We start from the raw sequence: 21,862 nt of genomic DNA, 5'->3' as shown, positions 1-21,862 counted from the left end.
GAGAGGTATGCGTATGATGGTATACCATAATACGAGAATCGCAATAGACGTCAGCACGTTCGAATGATCGGCGGTTGCACGCCAGCCTTATCCGCGGATGCGGACAGTGACGCCGAGGTCGGCGGGAGGTATTGGCGTATTGATGCACCTCAAGGCGACCGGTTGCGCGGTCGGGCTCAAGGTAGAGGCTGGCGTGGGGTAAGCAGCAGAGGCGGTGAGTGGCTCACCGCCTTGCATTGGCGGGGGTTAGAACTTGAAGCGGCCTACCAGGCCTTTGAGCTGCCCGGAGATATCCGTCAAACGGCCAGAGCCGGTCTGCGCCGAGTGGGCAAAGTCTTCCACCAGTTGGGCATCGGCGTGGATTTGCGCGATGTGCTGGTTGATCTGTTCGGCGACCTGGTGCTGTTCCTCGGCGGCGGTGGCGATCTGGGTGTTCTGGTCGCGGATCGAGTCCACCGAGCCTTGGATCTTGTCGAAGCTGTCGCGGGCCTGCTGGATGCGTTCCACACTGGTTTGCGACACCTGCAGGCTGCCTTGCATCTGCAGGGTGACTTCCTGGGTGCGGCGTGCGAGGTTGCCGAGCAGGCTGTCGATCTCGCCGGTGGAGTCGGCGGTGCGGCGGGCCAGGGCGCGCACTTCGTCGGCGACCACCGCGAAGCCGCGGCCCTGGTCACCGGCGCGCGCGGCTTCAATCGCCGCGTTGAGCGCCAGCAGGTTGGTCTGCTCGGCAATCGAGCGGATCGTGTCGAGGATGGTGTTGATGTTTTTGCTGTCCTGCTCCAACTGCTGCATGGTCTGGGTCGACTTTTGCAGGTCTTCGCTCAGTTTGAGCACGCTGCCGGTGGCTTCGCCGATATGCTGCTGGCCGTCGTGTACATCGCGGTAGCCTGCGTCGGCGCTGGACGCGGCGGCGCTGCAGGAGCGGGCGACTTCGTTGGCGGTGGCCACCATTTCGTTGAATGCGGTACTCACCAGCTCCACGGCTTCACGTTGGCGACCGGCGGCCTGGTTCAGGTTGTTGGCCACTTCGCGGGTGTCGGCGGCGGCGCTTTGCAGGTCGGAGGATGCGCTGCCGATGCGCTGTACCAGCTGGGCGATCATGCCCAGGAACTGGTTGAACCAGCCGGCCAGGCTGGCGGTTTCGTCCTTGCCTTGCACCTTGAGTTGGCGGGTGAGGTCGCCTTCACCTTCGGCGATTTCTTGCAGGCCGTCGGCGACCCCGCGAATCGGGCGCACGATCATGCTGGCGAAGCTCGCGCCGACAATTGCGAAGACCACGGCGAGTACCGCTGCGATGGCTGCGATCAGCCAGGTCAGGCGGGTGGCGTCGGCCATGACTTCGTCGCGCTTGATCAAGCCGATAAAGCGCCAGCCCAGGTCTTTGGAGCTGACCACGTTGGCCATGTAGGCCACCCCATCAATATCCACTTGGGTCACGCCGTCGCCGCGCTTGGCCAGTTCGGCGTAGTTGGCGCCGAGTTCGGCCATCGGCTTGAAGTTGTGCTTGGCGTCGCTGGGGTCCACCAGCACGTTGCCGTTGGCCTCCACCAGCATCAGGTAGCCGCTGTCGCCCAGCTTGATGTTGCGCACCAGTTCGGTGAGCTGTTTGAGCGAGACGTCCAGGCCGACCACGCCGAGCAGGGTGCCGCTGGCGTCGACCACGGTGTGGACCGTGCCGATCAGCACCACATCGTCCGGTGCCCAGTAATAGGCCCCGGTCCGCACGGTGGTGCCCGGAGCGGCCACGGCGGCTTTGTACCAGGGGCGTACACGCGGGTCGTAGTTGTTCAGTTTGGTGTCGTCAGGCCAGCTCGCATAACCGCCGTCGCTCAGGCCCAGGGACAGGTAGGCGGTGCTTGGGTGGCTTTTGGCGAACTGCTCGAATATCGCCAGCAGCTCTTTATTCGTCGGCGTCAGCGGGATTTGTGCGGCGTCGGCACCGGCGTAGTTCTTCAGCTCCTTGGCCGCGACAACGCGAGGGTCTTTGGCCACGTACTCGACGTTCTGGCTGATGCCGTCGAAGAACTGCTTCATGCCGTTATCGATCTGACGGATCTCGCGGCCGCTGCTGTCGAGGAAATTGGCCACAGCCGCCTCGCGCAGGTTCAGCACCACCAGCACCGCCACCAGGATAACCGGCACGCACGCGATGGCCGCAAACGCCCAGGTCAGCTTTTGCTTGATATTCATGACTTCTCCCGCGGGTATTTATAGTTTTGGCAAGGGGAAAACAGTAGCGTCGCATGTATTGTTATGAGGGGTGCGCCCATGCGTACCCCTTATATCGACCGTCGGGGCACGCACTTGAGGCCGTGGAGGCGTTCAGCCGATACGGTTGCCGCCCAGCGCATCGCGCTGCATCGACTGCAGGTTGTTCTCGATGGTTTCGCAGATGGTTTCCATCTGGATCTGATGTTCGCTGGAGTGAAACGGGCTTTGCAGGTCGGTGCCGATGCGCTCGATGGCCAGCAGCATGAAGCCCACCACCGTGGAGGCCAGCGGGGTGAACCAGCCCAGGGATTCGACCAGGCCCACCGGCACGATCAGGCAGAACAACGAAATGAACAGGCGCGGGAAGTACACGTAAGGGTAGGGCAGCGGGGTATTGGCGATGCGTTCCATGCCGCCCTGGGCGTTGGACAAATCCACCAGCGTCGACTCCAGCCGCGCCAGGCGGATGCTGTCCAGGTGCCCGGCCTTGTATTCCCTGGCCAACAGCGCCGCCGAGCCGGTGAGGATGTCATTGGCGAAATTATTGGTGGCGCCGTTGCGCGCAAATTCCTCGGCCGGAATAAATGCTCGCACCTCGTCCGGGCACGACCGGCCCTTGAGATGGGCGGCCAGGCAGTTCACATAGGCCACATGGCGGCGCAACAGGGTGGCCTTTACCGGGTTCACGTCGTTGCCGAGGTCATCCAATAGCGTCAGCACCTGCCGCGCGAAACTGCGCGAATTGTTGACCATCGCGCCCCATAAGGTGCGCGCTTCCCACCAGCGGTTGTAGGCGCTGCTGTTACGAAAACTGATCAGCACCACCAGCGCTGAACCGAGCAAGGTCAGCGGCATCAGCGGCAGGTTGATCTTGGTGGTGAGAAACAGCATGAAGTCCACGGTGACGGCGACGTCCCACAGCAACAGCCAGAACAGGGCCCAACCGACATAGCCCATGGTTTTGATGATCAGGCGGTATTTTTTGACGATGGCGGCTTTCAAACGGAGACCTCGCGGCGAGCGGTAAGCAACAGTGCCTAAGCTCGGACGTTGGTTTGCCGTGAAAGGTTCGGTGAAGGAGGGCGGTACACCGGATCAAATCAATGATTGCGCCCGTCGAGCTGGGTAGAGAGCAAGGATCACCACCATGCTATGCTCGAAAAGCTAACAGAGGGATTCCAAATGACGAGTACAACCGATGTCAGTATTGCCAGCAAAGTGCGCAGGCTGGCTAAAGCGCATCATGTCACCGCTGAACGTGACAGCATCAGCCGAATGGCGGTTGCCATCACCGGACTGGCTGGTGATGCGGTCGAATTGGATGGCGTGGAACAGTTATTGGTCAACCTTAAGCGCAAGGGTATTTTGAGCAAGTCGGAAACCCTTGCACTTCAAGGCAGTTATCTTCAGGAGAAGCGCCGCGCCAAGAAGAAACTCAGCGCATGAGTTTTGATCCTTTCGGAGATTTTGATACCGCTGGATATCTTCAAAACGCGTTACAGCTTAAAGATCCTATGGAGGTCAAGGAGTCCGAGCATCTGTCCTTTGAGTTGAGCGTGGAAGATGCACTGGGTTATTTGGCCAAGAAAAAACCGATTGATTACAAGTCGGTCCTCAAAGTACACGAAATCTTGTTTTCTGATTTCTATCACTGGGCGGGTAAAGATCGAAATGATCTGGTGCCGCATCTTGCCGTATTCAAGGGTTCCCACGACGATCCTTGGCACACTGTCTTTGAACATCCTGGCTCGATCAAGCGCTCCATTGACTATGCGCTTGAACTGGCGTCGAACAAGAAGCGCTTCAGAGAGCGTCCTGGCGATGTGATGGGGCAACTAGCATTTGCGCACCCTTTTCTTGATGGTAATGGGCGCACGATTCTGCTTGTTTTCATGGAGCTTTGTTATCGCTCCAAGTTCGCCATTGAGTGGTCGAAAACGAACAAGGACGATTATCTTCGGGCACTTAGCGAAGAGCTCAGGGCACCGTTCAAGGGGCATCTGAATAATTACTTGAAACCCTTTGTCGTCGATATTGCCCACCGTGATGAATGGCCGGGCATGATAGGTGGCATCAAGGGATTGGATGGCCTGGATAAAGAAGGGATAACTTACGAAAATCTGGACGATCCTGAGGTTCAACAGATCTACAAAACCTATCGAGCACAACTGATCGATACACCCCCGTCCGCAAAATAGAGCAGTGACGTAATACGCTCGGATCGCTGTCCTGATCCTATCGTTTACCGCTGAGCCAAAACACTCGCCAGCAACCCGGGAAAACGCGCCTCAAGCACATCCGCGCGCAACGAATTCAGATGCGTGGTGCCGACGCTGCGGGTGTGGACCAGCCCGGCATCGCGCAGCACGCGGAAGTGGTGGGACATGCTGGATTTCGGCCGTCCGCCGTCCAGTTCGCCGCAGGTGGCCTCGGGCACGTCGGCCAGGTAGCGGATGATTTCCAGGCGCACCGGGTCGCTCAAGGCGTAGAGCACGCGTTCGAGTGTCAGGTCTTGCAGGGCGGGGTGTTTGAAGGCTCGCATAAAACAAATGATAACAGGGCTGGTGTTGAATACCATAGTTCGAATACCATCGAACTATCGAATCAATCACTCGCTCCTGGAGGTGCCTGATGGCTGCCTTGTTTGAACCCTACAAACTCAAAGACGTGACCTTGCGCAATCGCATCGTGATCCCGCCGATGTGCCAGTACATGGCCAACGACGGCATCGTCAACGACTGGCACCACGTTCACCTGGCCAGCATGGCCCGTGGCGGCGCCGGTTTGCTGGTGGTCGAAGCCACCGCGGTGTCCCCTGAAGGCCGTATCACTCCCGGTTGTGCGGGTATCTGGAGCGACGCCCACGCCCAGGCGTTCGTGCCGATGGTCAAGGCCATCAAGGCTGCTGGCGCGGTGCCAGGCATTCAGATCGCCCACGCCGGTCGCAAGGCCAGTGCCAACCGCCCATGGGAAGGCGACGACCATATCCCCGCTTCCGATGCGCGCAGCTGGGAAACCATTGCGCCTTCGGCCATTGCGTTCGGCGCCAACCTGCCTAACGTGCCGCGCGCCATGACCCTGGACGACATCGCCCGCGTGCGCCAGGACTTCGTCGACGCCGCCCGCCGTGCCCGCGACGCCGGTTTTGAATGGATCGAACTGCACTTCGCCCACGGCTACCTGGGCCAGAGCTTTTTCTCCGAACATTCCAACCAGCGCACCGACGCCTACGGCGGCAGCTTCGACAATCGCAGCCGTTTCCTCCTGGAAACCCTGGCCGCTGTGCGCGAAGTCTGGCCGGAAAACCTGCCGTTGACCGCGCGTTTCGGCGTGATCGAATACGACGGCCGTGACGAGCAGACGCTGACCGAATCCATCGAACTGGCCCGTCGCTTCAAGGCCGGTGGCCTCGACCTGCTGAGCGTCAGCGTCGGCTTCACCATTGCTGACACCCAGATCCCGTGGGGCCCGGCGTTCCTGGGGCCGATCGCTGAGCGCGTGCGTCGCGAAGCCGGTATCCCGGTCACTTCGGCCTGGGGGTTTGGCACGCCGCAATTGGCGGAAGGTGCGTTGCAGGCTGGGCAGGTGGATTTGGTCTCGGTGGGGCGCGCGCATCTGGCTGATCCGCATTGGGCGTACTTTGCCGCCAAGGAACTGGGGGTAGAGAAAGCCTCCTGGACCTTGCCAGCGCCGTATGCCTATTGGTTGGAACGCTATCGCTGAGGCGGCCGCTCAGCCCGACCTGTGGGAGATGTCACACCGATGCCGGCAGGCCCGCCGCCATCGAAGCCTCGCTGGGGCTCGACATCTCCCACATTTGATCTCCAGGGCTGACAGAAAGTGTTCTTGCGCCCCTACCTTGCGGGTGCCGTCGAGCCTCACGGTTGTCGAGCGAGGGTGGGGCTTATAACGGCGTCAGCACATTCATCACCGTATCCAGCGCCACCCGCGTGTCGTCCAGTTGCACCAGCGAGGCATGCCGGGCGCCGAGGGCATCGCGGTTCTGGATCGCGGTGAGGATCGCCTTGTGCCGGGGCAGGCTCAGGCCCTGGATATCCGGGCGGCGGTTGGTGATGTTGATCGACTCGCGCAGCGGCAGCGACAGCATGTTGCACATATACGCCAGCAGGTCGTTGCGCGTGGCGTCGGCAATCGCACGGTGGAAGTCCAGGTCGGCCTGTAGCAGCGCGTCGTGGGTCTGCGCGGTTTCCATGCCGAGGTAGGCTTTTTCGATGGTGGCGATGTCTTCAGCGGTCGCGGTGGTCGCGGCCATGGCGGCGATTTCCGGTTCGAGGATGCGCCGCACGCCGGCCAGGGTGTTGAAGAACTCGCTATGGGGGGTGGACTGCATCAACCAGGACAGTACGTCCGGGTCGAGCAGGTGCCACTTCACCCGCGGCCGCACCACCGCGCCCACCCGTGGCTTGGAATACACCAGGCCCTTGGCGCTGAGCACCCGGGTCGCCTCGCGCAATACCGAGCGGCTGACCTTGTACTCCTCACACAGCGTGGCCTCCATGGGCAGACGTTCTTCTGGCTTGAAGCGACCGGAAACGATGTGCATGCCCAAGTCCTGGACGATCTGGGCATGCATGCTCTTGCGCGGCTTGGACGGCTGGTGATCCATAACGACAGGGATGCTCTGGCTAAATAGGCGGCATCATAGCATCCCAATTAGTGGGAATGACGTGGGACTTCGGCCCCGCGGCAACCCACCAGGAAATCGAAGTCGCAGCCCTGGTCCGCCTGCAGCACATGGTCGATGTACAGCTGGCGGTAGCCGCCGACGATCAGCTTCTGCGGTGGTTTCAGGTCAGCCATGCGTGCCGCCAGCTCGGCGTCGGGGATGTCCAGGTGCAAGCGCCCGTTGGCGCAGTCGAGTTCGATCCAGTCGCCTTCGCGCACCGCGGCCAACGGCCCGCCGGCAGCGGCTTCCGGTGCGACGTGCAAGACCACCGTGCCATACGCCGTGCCGCTCATGCGCGCATCGGAGATCCGCACCATGTCGGTCACGCCCTGGGCCAGCAGCTTGGCGGGCAGGCCCATGTTGCCGACTTCGGCCATGCCCGGATAACCCTTGGGCCCGCAGTTTTTCATGACCAGGATCGAGTGGGCGTCCACCTCCAGTTCCGGGTCGTTGATGCGCGCCTTGTACATGTCGAAATCCTCGAACACCACGGCGCGGCCACGGTGCTGCATCAGCTCCGCGCTGGCGGCCGACGGCTTGAGCACCGCGCCCAGCGGGGCCAGGTTGCCGCGCAGCACACAGATGCCGCCGTCGGCGCGGATCGGGTTGTCGAGGGTGCGGATCACTTCGTCCTGGCCGTAGATCGGCGAGTCCTTGGTGTTCTCGCCCAGCGACTTGCCGTTGACGGTCAAGGCGTTCGGGTGCGGGATCAGGTTGGCTTCACCGAGCCGGCGCAGCACCGCCGGCAGGCCGCCGGCGTAGTAGAACTCTTCCATCAAGAAACGCCCGGACGGTTGCAGGTCGACGATGGTCGGCATGCCGCGCCCGATGCGCGTCCAGTCGTCCAGGTCCAGCTCCACGCCGATGCGCCCGGCGATGGCTTTGAGGTGGATCACCGCATTGGTCGAGCCGCCGATGGCCGCGTTCACGCGGATCGCGTTTTCGAAGGCTTCCTTGGTGAGGATCTTCGACAGCTTCAAGTCTTCGCGCACCATCTCCACCGCACGCATGCCGGACATATGCGCCAGCACATAACGCCGTGCATCCACCGCCGGGATCGCCGCGTTGTGGGGCAGGGAGGTGCCGAGTGCCTCGGCCATGCAGGCCATGGTCGACGCGGTGCCCATGGTGTTGCAGGTGCCCGCCGAACGCGACATGCCGCCCTCGGCCGCGAGGAAGTCATCCAGGCTGATGGTGCCGGCCTTGACCTGTTCGCTGAGCTGCCACACCACCGTGCCCGAGCCGATGTCCTGGCCCTTGTGCTTGCCGTTGAGCATCGGCCCGCCGGTGACCACGATGGCCGGCACGTCGCAACTGGCCGCGCCCATCAGCAGCGCCGGGGTGGTTTTGTCGCAGCCGGTCAGCAACACCACGCCGTCGATGGGGTTGCCGCGAATCGCTTCTTCCACGTCCATGCTCGCCAGGTTGCGCGTGAGCATGGCGGTAGGGCGCAGGTTCGATTCGCCATTGGAGAACACCGGGAATTCCACGGGGAAGCCGCCGGCCTCGATCACGCCGCGTTTGACGTGCTCGGCGATCTGGCGGAAATGCGCGTTGCACGGCGTCAATTCCGACCAGGTGTTGCAGATACCGATGATCGGTTTGCCATGGAACTGATGGTCGGCGATGCCCTGGTTCTTCATCCAGCTGCGGTACATGAAGCCGTTCTTGTCGGCGGTACCGAACCACTGGGCGGAGCGTAGGCCGGGCTTTTTATCAGGCATGATGGTTTCTCTTATTGTATGACTATATGTTCTATGCGTGCTTAAACATAAGCGCAAAATCGAAGCTTTGGAAGAGTTGTTTTGCAAATAGTCCTACTATATAGTCTGGCTTAACTGAGGTATGGCCCTGGCGGATTTTCGCGAGAGGCGTCCCCCGAGCTTCTATAAAAACAACAATCGGAGATCGACCCCCATGAGCCAGGAACTGCGGCTTATACGGCGCATCACGCTGAAACTGATTCCCTTCCTCATCCTGCTGTACCTGATCGCCTACGTGGACCGCTCCGCCGTGGGTTTCGCCAAGCTGCACATGGGCGCCGACGTCGGCATCGGTGATGCGGCCTACGGTTTGGGCGCGGGTCTGTTCTTCATTGGCTATTTCCTGTTCGAGATCCCCAGCAACCTGATGCTCGATCGCTTCGGCGCGCGGCGCTGGTTCGCGCGCATCATGCTCACCTGGGGCGCCATCACCATCGGCATGGCGTTCGTGCAGGGGCCACACAGCTTCTATGTGATGCGCTTTCTGCTCGGCGCGGCGGAGGCGGGGTTCTTTCCCGGCGTTCTGTACTACATCACTCAGTGGTTCCCGGTGCGCCATCGCGGCAAGATCCTCGGGCTGTTCATCCTCTCCCAGCCGATCGCGATGATGATCACCGGCCCCGTGTCCGGTGGCCTGCTGGGCATGGACGGCGTCCTCGGCCTGCACGGCTGGCAATGGCTGTTCATCGTCATCGGCACCCCGGCGCTCCTGCTCACCTGGCCGGTGCTGCGCTACCTGCCGGACGGCCCCAAGCAGGTCAACTGGATGAGCGAGGACGAAAAAACCTGGCTCACCGGCGAACTGGCCAAGGACCTGCAAGCCTACGGCCAGACCCGCCACGGCAACCCGCTGCACGCCCTCAAGGACAAGCGCGTGTTGCTGCTGGCGCTGTTCTACCTGCCGGTGACCCTGAGCATCTACGGCCTGGGCCTGTGGTTGCCGACCCTGATCAAGCAGTTCGGCGGCACGGACCTGGTTACCGGCTTTGTGTCGGCGGTGCCGTATATCTTCGGCATCGTCGGGCTGTTGATCATCCCGCGCAGTTCCGACCGTTTGAACGACCGCTACGGCCACCTGGCGGTGCTCTATGTACTGGGTGCCATCGGCCTGTTCTGCAGTGCCTGGCTGAGTGTGCCGGTGCTGCAAATGGCCGCGCTGTGCCTGGCGGCGTTCGCACTGTTTTCCTGCACGGCGGTGTTCTGGACCCTGCCGGGGCGGTTTTTCGCCGGCGCCAGTGCGGCAGCGGGCATTGCGTTGATCAACTCGGTGGGCAACCTCGGCGGCTACATCGGCCCGTTCGTGATCGGCGCGCTCAAGGAATACACCGGCAACCTGGCTTCGGGCTTGTACTTTTTGTCCCTGGTGATGGTGTTCGGGCTGGTCTTGACCGGCGTGGTCTACCGCGTGCTGGAGCGCAAGCATGTGCTGCCTGCCGAGCAATTTGCCGCCAGTGCCCGTGGCGCCACACGTACTTAATCGAGGAGAAGTTTCATGCGTTTAGTTCAGTTCGAGGTGTCCAACGGCGAGCGCCGGGTCGGCGTGGTGGAGGGCAGCCAGGTGCGCGAAGTGCTCAGCGCCCACAGTGTGCGCGAGTTGGCGCTGGCCGCGATCGAAGCCGGCGTGGGCCTGGTGCAGCAGGTGCAGAGCCTCGGCCTGGGCGACAGTCATCATTACGCCGAGCTGCTGGCCGATCTGAAGATCCTGCCACCGCTGGACCACCCGGACCCGGCCCATATGCTGATCAGCGGCACCGGCCTGACCCACCTGGGCAGCGCGTCGGCGCGGGACAAGATGCACCAGCAGGCCGGTGACGACAGCGCGTTGACCGACACCATGCGTATCTTCAAGTGGGGCGTGGAAGGCGGCAAACCAGCGGCCGGCCAGGCGGGCGTGCAGCCGGAGTGGTTCTACAAGGGCGACGGCGGTATCGTGGTGCGCCCCGGCGCGGCGTTCCCGGTGCCGCCCTTTGCCGAAGACGCCGGCGAAGAGCCGGAGATCGGCGGGCTGTATGTGATCGGCCACGACCGCAAGCCCTATCGCCTGGGTTTCGCGGTGGGCAACGAGTTCTCCGACCACGTGATGGAACGCAAGAACTACCTGTACCTGGCCCATTCCAAACTGCGCAGTTGCAGCTACGGCCCGGAGTTGCGCGTGGGCGAGTTGCCCCGGCATCTTGCGGGCACCAGCCGCATCCTGCGTAACGGCGAGGCGATCTGGCAGAACGAGTTCCTCAGTGGCGAGGCCAATATGTGCCACAGTCTGGAAAACCTTGAGTACCACCACTTCAAGTACAGCCAGTTCCTCAAACCCGGCGATGTACACATTCATTTCTTCGGCACCGCCACCCTGTCATTCGCCGACGGTATACGTACTCAACCGGGCGATGTGTTCGAGATCAGCCAGGCCGAGTTCGGTGCTCCGCTGGTCAATCGTGTCGGCAGTGCCGACGCCGTCTTCGAACCCGGCGACGTCATCACCCTTTAAAGGAGAGCCACATGCCCCAGTTCCTTGGTCACAACTACATCGGCGGCCAGCGCAGCGCCAACGGCAGCGTCAAGCTCCAGAGCATGGATGCTGCGACCGGCGAAGCCTTGCCCCAGGATTTTTACCAGGCGACCCCGCAAGAAGTCGACGCCGCCGCCCAGGCTGCCGCGGCGGCTTACCCGGCCTACCGCGTCTTGAGTGCCGCGCGGCGTGCGCAGTTCCTCGACGCGATCGCCGACGAGCTGGATGCCCTGAGCGATAACTTCATCGACCTGGTGTGCCGCGAAACCGCGCTGCCCGCCGCGCGAATCAAGGGCGAACGCGGGCGCACCAGTGGGCAGATGCGTCTGTTCGCCAACGTCTTGCGTCGCGGCGATTTCTACGGTGCGCGCATCGACAAGGCCCTGCCGGATCGCCAGCCCCTGCCACGCCCGGACCTGCGTCAGTACCGCATCGGCCTGGGCCCGGTCGCCGTGTTTGGTGCGAGCAACTTCCCCCTGGCGTTTTCCACGGCGGGCGGGGATACCGCCGCCGCGTTGGCGGCCGGCTGCCCGGTGGTGTTCAAGGCCCACGGCGGGCATATGGCCACGGCCGAACGCGTCGCCGATGCGATCATTCGCGCGGCCGAGGCCACCGAGATGCCGGCGGGCGTGTTCAACATGATCTTTGGTGGCGGCGTCGGTGAAGCGCTGGTCAAGCACCCGGCGATCCAGGCAGTCGGCTTTACCGGCTCGCTCAAGGGCGGGCGCGCCCTGTGCGACATGGCGGCGGCGCGTCCGCAGCCGATCCCGGTATTCGCCGAGATGTCGAGCATCAACCCGGTCATCGTGTTGCCCCAGGCCCTGCAGGCGCGGGCCGAAACCGTGGCACGCGAGCTGACTGCCTCGGTGGTGCAAGGCTGCGGCCAATTCTGTACCAACCCCGGTCTGGTGATCGGCCTCGCGTCGCCGGCCTTCAGCGCGTTCACCCAGCAGGTGGCGCAACTGATCGGCGATCAGCCGGCGCAGACCATGCTCAATGCCGGCACCTTGAGCAGCTATGACAAGGGCCTGCAAAAACTGCTGGCGCACCCCGGCATCCAACACCTGGCCGGTCAGGCTCAAGCCGGGCATCAGGCGCGGCCGCAGTTGTTCAAGGCCGATGTCAGCCTGCTGATCGACGGCGATGAAGTGCTGCAAGAGGAAGTGTTCGGCCCCACCACGGTGTTCGTCGAAGTCGCCGACCAGGCTCAGCTCAGCGCCGCCTTGCATGGCCTGCACGGACAGCTCACGGCGACGATCATCGGCGAGCCGGCCGACCTGCAACAGTTCGCCGAACTCACGCCGCTGCTGGAGCAGAAAGTCGGGCGTATCCTGCTCAACGGTTACCCGACCGGCGTGGAAGTCTGCGATGCGATGGTGCATGGCGGGCCGTACCCGGCGACGTCGGATGCGCGTGGCACCTCGGTCGGCAGCCTGGCCATCGACCGCTTCCTGCGCCCGGTGTGTTTCCAGAACTACCCGGACAGCCTGCTGCCCGACGCGTTGAAAAACGCCAACCCGTTGCGTATCCAGCGCCTGGTGGATGGCACTCCGTCACGCGACTCGCTGTAACGCGCACCTGAGAACAATAACAATCCAGGAGGCAACATGTCGTTTCACGCCGTCAGCGCACACCGTGCGCAACTGGGGGAGGGCCCGTTCTGGGACGTGCCCACCCAGGCCCTGTATTGGGTCGACATCGCTGGCAAACAGGCGCTGCGCCTGCTGGACGGGCAGTTGCAGGCCTGGCGGTTGCCGGAGCATGTGTCCGCGTTTATCCCATGTGAACGCGGCGATGCGCTGGTGACCTTGAGCAGCGGCGTCTACCGACTGGACCTGGCGAGCGCCGCCTTGAGCCTGTTCTGCGTGGCCGACCCGCACGCGGGCAACCGTGGCAATGAAGCGCGCTGCGACGCCCAGGGCCGCCTGTGGCTGGGCACCATGCAGAACAACATCGGCGAGCACGGCGAAGACCTGCCCGTTACACGACGTTCCGGCGGGCTGTTTCGTGTGGATGCCGATGCGCGGGTCACGCCGTTGCTGCACGGCCTGGGCATTCCCAACACCTTGCTGTGGAGCGACGACGGCCGCCAGGTGCATTTCGGCGACAGCCTCGACGGCACGCTGTATCGGCATGCGATCCAAGCGAACGGCCAACTCGACCCCGCCCAGCCCTGGTTCGGCCCGCATGGGCGCGGCGGGCCGGACGGGTCGGCGATGGACAGTCAGGGCTACATCTGGAACGCGCGCTGGAACGGCAGTTGCCTGCTGCGCCTGACGCCGGACGGTGAAGTCGATCGCATCGTCGAACTGCCCGTCAGCCGCCCCACCAGTTGTGTGTTCGGCGGGCCCGACCTCACCACCCTGTACATCACCAGCGCCGCCAGCCCCTTGGATCACCCCTTGGACGGTGCGGTGCTTGCCATCGAGGTCGATGTGCCCGGTAAACCCTGTCACCGCTTTGCCGGATAAACGCTATACCGCTTCACCGCTTTACCCCTGTAGGAGCGAGCTTGCTCGCGAAAAACGTTAACGATGACGCGCGCATCCTGAATGTACGCGGCGCTCTCTGGCTTTTCGCGAGCAAGCTCGCTCCTACAAAAAAAAGAAAACAACAATAAGGAGTCAACCGTATGAATCGTCGTCGTGCTATCCGTTCCTTGTGCTGCGCCGCTGTGGCGGTCTCGGCCATCAGCTTGAGTGGGCTGTCGCTGGCCGCTGAAGCAGTAAAAATCGGCTTCCTGGTCAAACAAGCCGAAGAACCCTGGTTCCAGACCGAATGGGCCTTCGCCGAAAAGGCCGGCAAGGAACATGGTTTCACTGTGATCAAGATCGCCGTGCCCGACGGCGAGAAGACCCTCTCGGCCATCGACAGCCTGGCCGCCAACGGCGCCAAGGGCTTTGTGATCTGCCCGCCGGACGTGTCCCTCGGCCCGGCCATTGTCGCCAAGGCCAAGGTCAACGGCTTGAAAGTCATGGCCGTGGATGATCGTTTCGTCGACGCCAAGGGCAATTTCATGGAAGACGTGCCGTACCTGGGCATGGCCGCGTTCGAAGTCGGTCAGAAGCAAGGCGCGGCGATGGCCGCCGAGGCGAAGAAGCGCGGTTGGGACTGGAAGGACACCTACGCGGTGATCAACACCTTCAACGAACTCGACACCGGTAAAAAACGCACCGACGGTTCGATCAAATCCCTCGAAGAAGCCGGCATCCCCAAAGACCATATCCTCACCGCCGCGCTCAAGACCCTCGACGTGCCCGGCAGCATGGACGCCACCAACTCGGCCCTGGTCAAGCTGCCCAGCGGCGCGAAGAACCTGATCATCGGCGGCATGAACGACAACACCGTGCTCGGCGGCGTGCGCGCCACCGAAAGCGCCGGCTTCAAAGCCGCCAACGTGATCGGCATCGGCATCAACGGCACCGACGCCATCGGCGAGTTGAAGAAAGCCAACAGCGGTTTCTTCGGTTCGATGCTGCCCAGCCCGCACATCGAGGGCTACAACACCGCGCTGATGATGTACGAGTGGGTCACCACCGGTAAGGAACCGCCGAAGTACACCGCGATGGACGAAGTGACGCTGATCACCCGCGCCAACTTCCAGGAAGAACTGAGCAAGATCGGGCTGTGGAAATGACCGCAGCGGCACTGCGCTTTGACGGCATCGGCAAAACCTTCCCCGGGGTCAAGGCGCTGGACAGCATCAGTTTCACCGCGCACCCGGGGCAGGTCCACGCGTTGATGGGCGAGAACGGCGCGGGCAAGTCGACGCTGCTGAAGATCCTCGGCGGCGCCTACATCCCGAGCAGCGGCAGCGTGCAGATCGGCGCGCAGACCATGGCCTTCAAATGCGCGGCCGACAGCATTGCCCGCGGCGTCGCGGTGATCCACCAGGAGCTGCATCTGGTGCCGGAAATGAGCGTCGCCGAGAACCTGTTCCTCGGGCATTTGCCGGCGCGTTTCGGCGTGGTCAACCGCAGCCAGTTACGCCAGCGGGCGCTGGCGTGCCTCAAGGGCCTGGCCGATGAAATCGACCCGCAGGAAAAGCTCGGGCGCCTGTCCCTGGGCCAGCGCCAACTGGTGGAAATCGCCAAGGCGCTGTCGCGGGGCGCGCATGTGATCGCCTTCGATGAACCCACCAGCAGCCTGTCGGCCCGCGAGATCGACCGGCTGATGGCGATCATCACGCGCCTGCGCGACGAGGGCAAAGTGGTGCTGTACGTGTCCCATCGCATGGAAGAAGTGTTCCGCATCTGCGACGCGGTCACGGTGTTCAAGGACGGCCGCTACGTGCGTACCTTCGACGACATGCGTGCGCTGAGTCACGACCAGTTGGTCACCTGCATGGTCGGTCGCGACATCCAGGACATTTATGACTATCGGCCGCGCGAGCACGGCGAGGTGGCGCTCAAGGTCGACGGTTTGCTCGGCCCGGGCTTGCGCGAACCGGTCAGCTTTGAGGTGCGCAAGGGCGAGATCCTCGGCCTGTTCGGCTTGGTCGGCGCCGGGCGCACCGAGTTGTTTCGCCTGCTCAGCGGCTTGCAGCGTGCCACGGCGGGGCAGTTGGAACTGTGCGGGCAAGCGCTGCAATTGCGCTCGCCGCGCGACGCTATCGCCGCCGGCGTACTGCTGTGCCCGGAGGACCGCAAGAAGGAGGGCATCATCCCGCTGGGCAGCGTGGCCGAGAACATCAACATCAGCGCACGCGGCGCCCATTCCCGGTTCGGCTGGCTGCTGCGCGAGGGCTGGGAGCAGGGCAACGCCGAGCAGCAAATCCGCGGGATGAAGGTCAAGACGCCGAGCGCCGCGCAGAAAATCATGTACCTGTCCGGCGGCAATCAGCAGAAGGCCATTCTCGGCCGCTGGCTGTCGATGCCGATGAAGGTGCTGCTGCTGGACGAGCCGACGCGGGGCATCGACATCGGCGCCAAGTCGGAGATCTACCAGATCATCCATGACCTGGCGGCCAGCGGTATCGCGGTGATTGTGGTGTCCAGCGACTTGATGGAGGTGATGGGGGTTTCCGATCGCATTCTGGTGCTGTGTGAAGGCGCTTTGCGCGGCGAACAACGGCGCGAACACGCCACTGAATCCAACTTGCTGCAACTGGCCTTGCCGCGTGGCCTGGCGAACTGAGAGACGACTATGACGACCCAACACAACGCGTTGCCGACGGCACGCAAACCCGTGGACCTGCGCGCGCTGCTCGACAACTGGGCGATGCTGCTCGCGGCGCTGGCGATTTTCCTGCTGTGTGCCTTGCTGATCGACAACTTCCTCTCGCCGCTGAACATGCGCGGGCTGGGCCTGGCGATTTCCACCGTGGGCATCGCCGCCTGCACCATGCTGTTCTGCCTGGCGTCGGGGCACTTCGACTTGTCGGTCGGTTCGGTGATCGCCTGCGCCGGGGTGGTGGCCGCGATTGTGATGCGCGACACCGACAGCGTCATGCTGGGCATCGGCGCGGCGCTGCTGATGGGCCTGATTGTCGGGCTGATCAACGGCATCGTCATCGCCAAGCTGCGGGTCAATGCGCTGATCACCACCTTGGCGACCATGCAGATCGTGCGCGGCCTGGCCTATATCTTTGCCGACGGCAAGGCGGTAGGAGTGTCCCAGGATCAGTTCTTCGTGTTCGGCAACGGCCAGTTATTGGGCGTGCCGGTGCCGATCCTGATCACCATCGTCTGCTTTGTGTTCTTCGGCTGGCTGCTCAACTACACCACCTACGGGCGCAACACCATGGCCATCGGCGGCAACCCGGAAGCCGCGCTGTTGGCCGGGGTCAACGTGGACCGCACGAAGATCCTGATCTTTGCCGTGCATGGCCTGATCGGTGCGTTGGCCGGGGTGATCCTCGCGTCACGCATGACCTCGGGCCAGCCGATGATCGGCCAGGGCTTCGAGCTGACGGTGATTTCCGCCTGTGTGCTGGGCGGGGTGTCGCTCAGCGGCGGCATCGGCATGATCCGCCATGTGATCGCTGGGGTGCTGATCCTGGCGATCATAGAGAACGCGATGAACCTGAAGAACATCGACACGTTCTACCAGTACGTGATCCGCGGCTCGATCCTGCTGCTGGCGGTGGTGATCGATCGCATGAAACAACGCTGAGCTCCTTCCTTTGCATTAGCGGAAGAACTCGCCGGGAGTGGCGTCGAATTGCTGGCGAAACGCGTTGATAAACGCCGACGTGGATTCATACCCGCACGCCAACGCCACATCCGTCACCCGCTCGCCTTGCTCCAGGGCGGGCAGGGCGCCGAGAAGGCGCAAGCGCTGGCGCCAGGCGCGGAAGGTCAGCCCGGTGTCACGCAAAAACAGGCGGCTGAGGGTCTTCTCGCTGACCGCCAGCTTGCGGCTCCAATCCTCCAGCGTGGTGGGTTGCTCCGGGTGCAGCTCCAAACTGCGATAGATCTGCCGCAAGCGCGGGTCGAGGGGCAACGGCAGCATCAAATCCACCTGGGGCGCCGCCGCCAGTTGGTCCAGCACCACCTGGGCCAGCCTGCCGTCCGGGCCCTCTTCGGCATATTCCACCGGCAGTTCGCTGAAGCGGCGGATCAACTCGCGCAACAAACTGCTCACCTCCAACACCTGGCAACGTTCGTCCGCCCAGGCGGTGACGCTGCAATCCAGGTACAGGCTGCGCATCTCCGTGTGCGGCGAGCTGTAGACCCGGTGCGGCATGCCCGCCGGAATCCACACCGCGCGCTGCGGCGGCGCGACGAAGCGGCCGACGCTGGTCTGGATCTCCAGCACCCCGGAAATCGCGTAGGACAACTGCACCCACGGATGGCTGTGCCGACGGGTCAAGGCGCGGTTGGGCAAGGATTCGGTGCGTCCGTACACCGGGCGTGGCAGGCTGGAAAGCCCGGGCACGCTGCGGCGGACGGTCTTGTCATGTCCTTTAGGCGGCATTTACTGGCTCATTGGCGTTAGTCGGTAATAAAGCGTTACGTTAGAGTCGCGATGACGTTCTTGGCAACCCCGGAAGATCCGCTTATGACTCGCCCGCGTTTTCTGCCCGACAATTTCACCCTGACCCTGATTGCCACTGTGCTCCTTGCGTCCTTGCTGCCCGCCAGCGGCCAGACCGCCGTGGCTTTCGGCTGGGTGACCAACCTGGCCATCGCGCTGTTGTTTTTCCTGCACGGCGCCAAGCTGTCACGCCAGGCCATCGTCGCCGGGGCCGGGCACTGGCGCCTGCACCTGCTGGTGTTCAGCCTGACCTTTGTGCTGTTCCCCTTGCTGGGCCTGGCGCTCAAACCGCTATTGTCGCCGCTGATCGGCAAAGACCTGTACATGGGCATGCTCTATCTGTGCGCGTTGCCGGCCACGGTGCAGTCGGCGATTGCCTTTACGTCCCTGGCGCGCGGCAATATCCCGGCGGCGATCTGCAGCGCGGCGGCGTCGAGCCTGTTCGGGATCTTCCTCACGCCGCTGCTGGTGACGCTGTTGCTGAATGTCCACGGCGAGAGCGGTTCGACCGTCGACGCCATCCTGAAAATCAGCGTGCAACTGCTGTTGCCGTTCATCGCCGGGCAGATCGCCCGCCGCTGGATCGGCGAGTGGGTCGGCCGCAACAAGGCCTGGCTGAAGTTCGTCGACCAGGGCTCGATCCTGTTGGTGGTCTACGGCGCGTTCAGCGAAGCGGTCATCCAAGGCATCTGGCAGCAGATTCCGCTGTGGGAGCTGGGCGGCCTGGTGGTGGCCTGCTGCGTGTTGCTCGCCCTGGTATTGCTGGCGTCCACGCTGCTGGGCAAGGCTTTTGGCTTTAATCAGGAGGACCGCATCACCATCCTGTTCTGCGGTTCGAAGAAAAGCCTGGCGACCGGAGTGCCGATGGCCCAGGTGCTGTTCGCCGGGGCGACCATGGGTGTGTTGATCCTGCCGTTGATGCTGTTTCACCAGATCCAGTTGATGGTGTGTGCGGCCTTGGCGCAACGTTATGCGCAGCGCCCGGAAAGCATTCCGGAACTGATGGGGCAGGTGGACCCGTGATCGGTCTATCAGACATTTCTTAAAGCGACGAAAGGCCTAAAGCCTGCGTCAAAACGGACGACTCACTTCTTGTCAACCCAAGAAGGAGCGTCGACATGAACGTTATACGTTTGTCACTGGTTACAGGCTTCCTCGCTGTATGGACGGGGACGTGCATGGCGGCGCCGCAGGGTGGCGTCGTCCGATTCTACGGCAGTATCGTCGAGCCGGGCTGCACCACGGCGGCGGCGAGCGGCTCGATAATGGACTTGAAAGGCTGCCCGCAGGCCAGTCGCGGCAACCAGCTCGCGGTGCAGCCGGTCCGCAGCGTCAAGGCGGTGGGCGCGCCCAACGCCCATGTGCGGTTGATGGCCGACACCCCCAACGGACGTTATTACGACCAGCGGTATGTCCTGGTGGACGCCTTCGATAAGCCCATTCAGACGGGTAGCTACTTGATCACCCTGACCTCGCCCTGATCGATCCGCAGGCGATTTGCTCCGGATGAGCGTCAACAGCCGCCCGAGAAACCTATAGAATGCTCGGCGGCGGCGCTTGTCCTGGGTGGCCGTTTGATCATCGTCAGAGTGCCGCGCCCTTCAATGAGCCTTTCAACCGCAACGCCCCGTGCCAACTGGCAACCGGTCATCGCCCTCGCGCTGGCCGCCTTTGTGTTCAATACCACCGAATTTGTGCCCGTCGGCCTGCTCAGCGCCATCGGCGCCAGCTTCGACATGCCCATTGCCAGCGTCGGCCTGATGCTCACCATCTATGCCTGGATCGTGTCGCTGACCTCGCTGCCGGTGATGCTGCTGACGCGCAACATCGAACGGCGCAAGCTGCTGATCGTGTTGTTCGGCCTGTTCATCGCCAGTCATATCCTCTCCAGCGTCGCCACCAGCTTCGGCCTGCTGATGGTCAGCCGGATCGGCATCGCCTTGTCCCATGCGCTGTTCTGGTCGATTACCGCGTCCCTCGCGGTACGCCTGGCGCCGGCCGGCAAACAGGTGCAAGCCCTCGGCCTGTTGGCCACCGGCACGTCGCTGGCGATGGTGTTGGGCATTCCCCTGGGCCGCCTGCTGGGCGAAGCGATGGGCTGGCGCACCACGTTCCTGGTGATTGCGGCCTTCGCCGCCGGCCTGGTGTTCTGGCTGGCGCGCACCTTGCCGCTGTTGCCAAGCCAGAACTCGGGCTCCCTGCGCAGCCTGCCGCTGCTGTTCAAGCGCCCGGCGCTGGTGGCGCTGTACGTGCTCACCGCCATGGTGGTCACCGCGCAATTCACCGCCTACAGCTATATCGAACCGTTTGTCGAACGTGTCGCTGGCCTGAGCGGTAACGTCGTGACCCTGTTCCTGCTGGTGTTCGGCGGCGCGGGCATCATCGGCTCGCTGTTGTTCAGCCTGGTACACCGCTTCAACCCGCATCTGTTCGTGGTCGGCGCGGTGTTCCTGCTGGGCGCGTGCCTGGCACTGATGCTGCCGTTGAGTGGGGCCGAATCCTACCTCGTCGGCCTGAGCGTGTTCTGGGGCATGGCGATCATGGGCTTCGGCCTGGCCATGCAGTCCAAGGTCCTGGTACTCGCCCCGGACGCCACCGACGTGGCCATGGCCATGTTCTCCGGCATCTACAACATCGGCATCGGCGGCGGCGCGTTGCTGGGCAGTTGGGTCGGCAGCCACTTCGGCTTCGCCTGGATCGGCGCGGCGGGCGGGTTGTTGGCGGCGCTGGCGTTGATCGGTTATTGCCTGGCGATCCGACGGTTCGGCCAGGGTGTCGCACGCGACTGAAATCAGACAAGTCTTACAGGGCAATTTGATGCCTGTTGCTACCGTCTCCCTGGACCTCCCACATCCTGTGGTGACGGCGATCACCACGCCCTTCGATCAGGGCCGTGGTGTTTGAAAAGCAATGGAGTCGATTGTGCAAAAGCGTTTGACCGCAGAGTTTGCAGGTACCTTCTGGTTGACGTTCGGCGGGTGTGGCAGTGCCATCCTGGCGGCGGCATTCCCGACGCTGGGGATCGGGTTTCTGGGGGTGTCCCTGGCGTTCGGGCTCACCGTGCTGACCATGGCCTACGCGGTGGGCGGTGTCTCAGGCGGGCATTTCAACCCGGCGGTGACCATCGGCCTATGGGCCGGGCGCCGCGTTCCCGGTGCCGATGTGCTGCCTTACATCGCCGCCCAGGTCGCAGGAGCGATTGTCGCCTCTGCCGCCCTGTACGTGATTGCCAACGGGCAGTCGGGTTTTGAGCCGGGTGGTTTTGCCGCCAACGGCTATGGCCCGCTGAGCCCCGGCCAGTTCGACATGAAGGCGGCGTTGCTGGCCGAACTGATCGCTACGTTCTTCTTTGTCCTGATCATCATGCGCGTGACCGCACCGGGCGCGGTTGCCGGCTTTGCGCCGATTGCCATCGGCCTGGCGCTGACTTTGATTCACCTGATCCTGATCCCCGTGACCAACACCTCGGTCAACCCGGCGCGCAGCACCGGGCCGGCGTTGTTCGCCGGGGTCGAGTACCTCGCGCAACTCTGGGCGTTCTGGCTGGCGCCGATTGCCGGCGGGGTGTTGGGGGCGTTGGCGGCGCGCGGGTGGGAGGCGCGCAGCCCGGCTTGAATCGAAAAAGGGGGGAATCAAGCGCATTCCCCCTGCATCACTTCCAGGTCTGCACGTCCTGTGCATCCACCGCCTTGAAGAACGCATCCGCGATCTTCTGCT

At 63.2% G+C, this 21,862-nt stretch carries 20 protein-coding genes and 1 pseudogene; 14 read left to right on the top strand and 7 right to left on the bottom strand.

The window, feature by feature from the left end:
* Positions 1-246: 246 nt before the first annotated feature.
* The 3 genes and pseudogenes from C5F70_RS31490 to C5F70_RS12570 all read right to left on the bottom strand — a co-directional run bounded on the left by C5F70_RS31490 (position 247) and on the right by C5F70_RS12570 (position 3,213).
* Positions 247-951: a methyl-accepting chemotaxis protein gene (locus tag C5F70_RS31490; RefSeq protein WP_371920071.1), complete on the bottom strand. Its 705-nt coding sequence runs from the start codon at positions 949-951 to the stop codon at positions 247-249.
* A gap of 204 nt (positions 952-1,155) precedes the next feature.
* Positions 1,156-2,034: pseudogene (locus C5F70_RS31485) on the bottom strand (cache domain-containing protein); the annotation flags it as partial.
* Between the two features lie 288 nt (positions 2,035-2,322).
* Entirely contained in the window at positions 2,323-3,213 is an 891-nt protein-coding gene (locus C5F70_RS12570) for a bestrophin family protein (RefSeq protein ID WP_104903446.1), read from the bottom strand.
* A 180-nt stretch (positions 3,214-3,393) separates the two neighbouring features.
* Between C5F70_RS12570 and C5F70_RS12565 the strand changes: the two genes are divergently transcribed.
* Together C5F70_RS12565 and C5F70_RS12560 are read left to right on the top strand one after the other, a co-directional pair.
* A complete protein-coding gene (locus tag C5F70_RS12565) occupies positions 3,394-3,657 on the top strand; it encodes a hypothetical protein (RefSeq protein WP_017847895.1) in 264 nt (87 codons plus the stop codon).
* Positions 3,654-4,409, top strand: coding sequence for a Fic family protein (locus tag C5F70_RS12560; protein WP_104903445.1), 756 nt, complete (start codon positions 3,654-3,656; stop codon positions 4,407-4,409). Before C5F70_RS12565 ends, C5F70_RS12560 begins: the two co-directional genes overlap by 4 nt.
* Before the next feature lie 44 nt (positions 4,410-4,453).
* Here C5F70_RS12560 and C5F70_RS12555 read toward each other — a convergent pair whose 3' ends face one another.
* Entirely contained in the window at positions 4,454-4,753 is a 300-nt protein-coding gene (locus tag C5F70_RS12555; protein WP_032804674.1) for a helix-turn-helix transcriptional regulator, read from the bottom strand.
* Positions 4,754-4,842: 89 nt separating this feature from the next.
* Between C5F70_RS12555 and C5F70_RS12550 the strand changes: the two genes are divergently transcribed.
* Positions 4,843-5,934, top strand: coding sequence for an NADH:flavin oxidoreductase/NADH oxidase (locus tag C5F70_RS12550; protein ID WP_104903444.1), 1,092 nt, complete (start codon positions 4,843-4,845; stop codon positions 5,932-5,934).
* A gap of 181 nt (positions 5,935-6,115) precedes the next feature.
* On the opposite strand, the gene C5F70_RS12545 is transcribed toward C5F70_RS12550, so the two are convergent.
* Positions 6,116-6,838: a FadR/GntR family transcriptional regulator gene (locus tag C5F70_RS12545; RefSeq protein ID WP_017847891.1), complete on the bottom strand. Its 723-nt coding sequence runs from the start codon at positions 6,836-6,838 to the stop codon at positions 6,116-6,118.
* A gap of 47 nt (positions 6,839-6,885) precedes the next feature.
* The gene (locus C5F70_RS12540) at positions 6,886-8,622 is read right to left on the bottom strand and encodes an IlvD/Edd family dehydratase (RefSeq protein ID WP_017847890.1); all 1,737 of its coding nucleotides are present in this window, start codon (positions 8,620-8,622) and stop codon (positions 6,886-6,888) included.
* A gap of 193 nt (positions 8,623-8,815) precedes the next feature.
* Here C5F70_RS12540 and C5F70_RS12535 point away from each other — a divergent pair, with 193 nt between their 5' ends.
* The 7 genes from C5F70_RS12535 to araH all read left to right on the top strand — a co-directional run bounded on the left by C5F70_RS12535 (position 8,816) and on the right by araH (position 17,281).
* Entirely contained in the window at positions 8,816-10,138 is a 1,323-nt protein-coding gene (locus C5F70_RS12535; protein WP_017847889.1) for an MFS transporter, read from the top strand.
* A gap of 15 nt (positions 10,139-10,153) precedes the next feature.
* The gene (gene araD1 / locus C5F70_RS12530; protein WP_104903443.1) at positions 10,154-11,146 is read left to right on the top strand and encodes an AraD1 family protein; all 993 of its coding nucleotides are present in this window, start codon (positions 10,154-10,156) and stop codon (positions 11,144-11,146) included.
* Positions 11,147-11,157: 11 nt separating this feature from the next.
* Complete coding sequence (locus C5F70_RS12525) at positions 11,158-12,738, top strand: aldehyde dehydrogenase (NADP(+)) (RefSeq protein WP_104903442.1); 1,581 nt, start codon at positions 11,158-11,160, stop codon at positions 12,736-12,738.
* Between the two features lie 36 nt (positions 12,739-12,774).
* Entirely contained in the window at positions 12,775-13,638 is an 864-nt protein-coding gene (locus tag C5F70_RS12520; protein WP_104903441.1) for an SMP-30/gluconolactonase/LRE family protein, read from the top strand.
* A gap of 161 nt (positions 13,639-13,799) precedes the next feature.
* Complete coding sequence (locus C5F70_RS12515) at positions 13,800-14,804, top strand: substrate-binding domain-containing protein (RefSeq protein WP_104903440.1); 1,005 nt, start codon at positions 13,800-13,802, stop codon at positions 14,802-14,804.
* Positions 14,801-16,303 (top strand): L-arabinose ABC transporter ATP-binding protein AraG, encoded by a 1,503-nt coding sequence (gene araG, locus C5F70_RS12510; RefSeq protein ID WP_104903439.1) that lies wholly within the window; start codon positions 14,801-14,803, stop codon positions 16,301-16,303. Before C5F70_RS12515 ends, araG begins: the two co-directional genes overlap by 4 nt.
* A 9-nt stretch (positions 16,304-16,312) precedes the next feature.
* Entirely contained in the window at positions 16,313-17,281 is a 969-nt protein-coding gene (gene araH / locus C5F70_RS12505) for an L-arabinose ABC transporter permease AraH (protein WP_046489319.1), read from the top strand.
* 15 nt (positions 17,282-17,296) lie between these two features.
* On the opposite strand, the gene C5F70_RS12500 is transcribed toward araH, so the two are convergent.
* Positions 17,297-18,085, bottom strand: a complete 789-nt coding sequence (locus tag C5F70_RS12500) for a helix-turn-helix domain-containing protein (RefSeq protein WP_104903438.1) — start codon at positions 18,083-18,085, stop codon at positions 17,297-17,299.
* Positions 18,086-18,169: 84 nt separating this feature from the next.
* Between C5F70_RS12500 and C5F70_RS12495 the strand changes: the two genes are divergently transcribed.
* From C5F70_RS12495 to aqpZ, 4 genes are all read left to right on the top strand, one after another.
* Complete coding sequence (locus C5F70_RS12495) at positions 18,170-19,168, top strand: bile acid:sodium symporter family protein (protein ID WP_046488538.1); 999 nt, start codon at positions 18,170-18,172, stop codon at positions 19,166-19,168.
* A 95-nt stretch (positions 19,169-19,263) separates the two neighbouring features.
* Positions 19,264-19,626, top strand: coding sequence for a hypothetical protein (locus tag C5F70_RS12490; protein ID WP_102618585.1), 363 nt, complete (start codon positions 19,264-19,266; stop codon positions 19,624-19,626).
* A gap of 123 nt (positions 19,627-19,749) precedes the next feature.
* Positions 19,750-20,934, top strand: a complete 1,185-nt coding sequence (locus C5F70_RS12485; RefSeq protein WP_046488537.1) for a sugar transporter — start codon at positions 19,750-19,752, stop codon at positions 20,932-20,934.
* Between the two features lie 121 nt (positions 20,935-21,055).
* Positions 21,056-21,760, top strand: coding sequence for an aquaporin Z (gene aqpZ, locus C5F70_RS12480; protein WP_046383876.1), 705 nt, complete (start codon positions 21,056-21,058; stop codon positions 21,758-21,760).
* Positions 21,761-21,862 lie beyond the last annotated feature (102 nt).

It is taken from the genome of Pseudomonas sp. LH1G9 (assembly GCF_002949975.1).
Lineage (GTDB): Bacteria > Pseudomonadota > Gammaproteobacteria > Pseudomonadales > Pseudomonadaceae > Aquipseudomonas > Aquipseudomonas veronii.
This window is presented reverse-complemented; position numbering and strand designations above follow the sequence as displayed.

Bases quoted from the DNA above. Each gene is read 5' to 3' on its own strand.
- C5F70_RS12560 (WP_104903445.1), top strand. From the start codon at position 3,654: ATGAGTTTTGATCCTTTCGGAGATTTTGATACCGCTGGATATCTTCAA.
- C5F70_RS12520 (WP_104903441.1), top strand. From the start codon at position 12,775: ATGTCGTTTCACGCCGTCAGCGCACACCGTGCGCAACTGGGGGAGGGC.
- araG (WP_104903439.1), top strand. From the start codon at position 14,801: ATGACCGCAGCGGCACTGCGCTTTGACGGCATCGGCAAAACCTTCCCC.
- C5F70_RS12525 (WP_104903442.1), top strand. From the start codon at position 11,158: ATGCCCCAGTTCCTTGGTCACAACTACATCGGCGGCCAGCGCAGCGCC.
- C5F70_RS31490 (WP_371920071.1), bottom strand. From the start codon at position 951: ATGGTGGCCACCGCCAACGAAGTCGCCCGCTCCTGCAGCGCCGCCGCG.
- C5F70_RS12485 (WP_046488537.1), top strand. From the start codon at position 19,750: ATGAGCCTTTCAACCGCAACGCCCCGTGCCAACTGGCAACCGGTCATC.
- C5F70_RS12535 (WP_017847889.1), top strand. From the start codon at position 8,816: ATGAGCCAGGAACTGCGGCTTATACGGCGCATCACGCTGAAACTGATT.
- C5F70_RS12515 (WP_104903440.1), top strand. From the start codon at position 13,800: ATGAATCGTCGTCGTGCTATCCGTTCCTTGTGCTGCGCCGCTGTGGCG.
- aqpZ (WP_046383876.1), top strand. From the start codon at position 21,056: ATGGAGTCGATTGTGCAAAAGCGTTTGACCGCAGAGTTTGCAGGTACC.
- C5F70_RS12545 (WP_017847891.1), bottom strand. From the start codon at position 6,838: ATGGATCACCAGCCGTCCAAGCCGCGCAAGAGCATGCATGCCCAGATC.
- C5F70_RS12495 (WP_046488538.1), top strand. From the start codon at position 18,170: ATGACTCGCCCGCGTTTTCTGCCCGACAATTTCACCCTGACCCTGATT.
- C5F70_RS12565 (WP_017847895.1), top strand. From the start codon at position 3,394: ATGACGAGTACAACCGATGTCAGTATTGCCAGCAAAGTGCGCAGGCTG.
- C5F70_RS12500 (WP_104903438.1), bottom strand. From the start codon at position 18,085: ATGCCGCCTAAAGGACATGACAAGACCGTCCGCCGCAGCGTGCCCGGG.
- C5F70_RS12540 (WP_017847890.1), bottom strand. From the start codon at position 8,622: ATGCCTGATAAAAAGCCCGGCCTACGCTCCGCCCAGTGGTTCGGTACC.
- araH (WP_046489319.1), top strand. From the start codon at position 16,313: ATGACGACCCAACACAACGCGTTGCCGACGGCACGCAAACCCGTGGAC.
- C5F70_RS12555 (WP_032804674.1), bottom strand. From the start codon at position 4,753: ATGCGAGCCTTCAAACACCCCGCCCTGCAAGACCTGACACTCGAACGC.
- araD1 (WP_104903443.1), top strand. From the start codon at position 10,154: ATGCGTTTAGTTCAGTTCGAGGTGTCCAACGGCGAGCGCCGGGTCGGC.
- C5F70_RS12550 (WP_104903444.1), top strand. From the start codon at position 4,843: ATGGCTGCCTTGTTTGAACCCTACAAACTCAAAGACGTGACCTTGCGC.
- C5F70_RS12490 (WP_102618585.1), top strand. From the start codon at position 19,264: ATGAACGTTATACGTTTGTCACTGGTTACAGGCTTCCTCGCTGTATGG.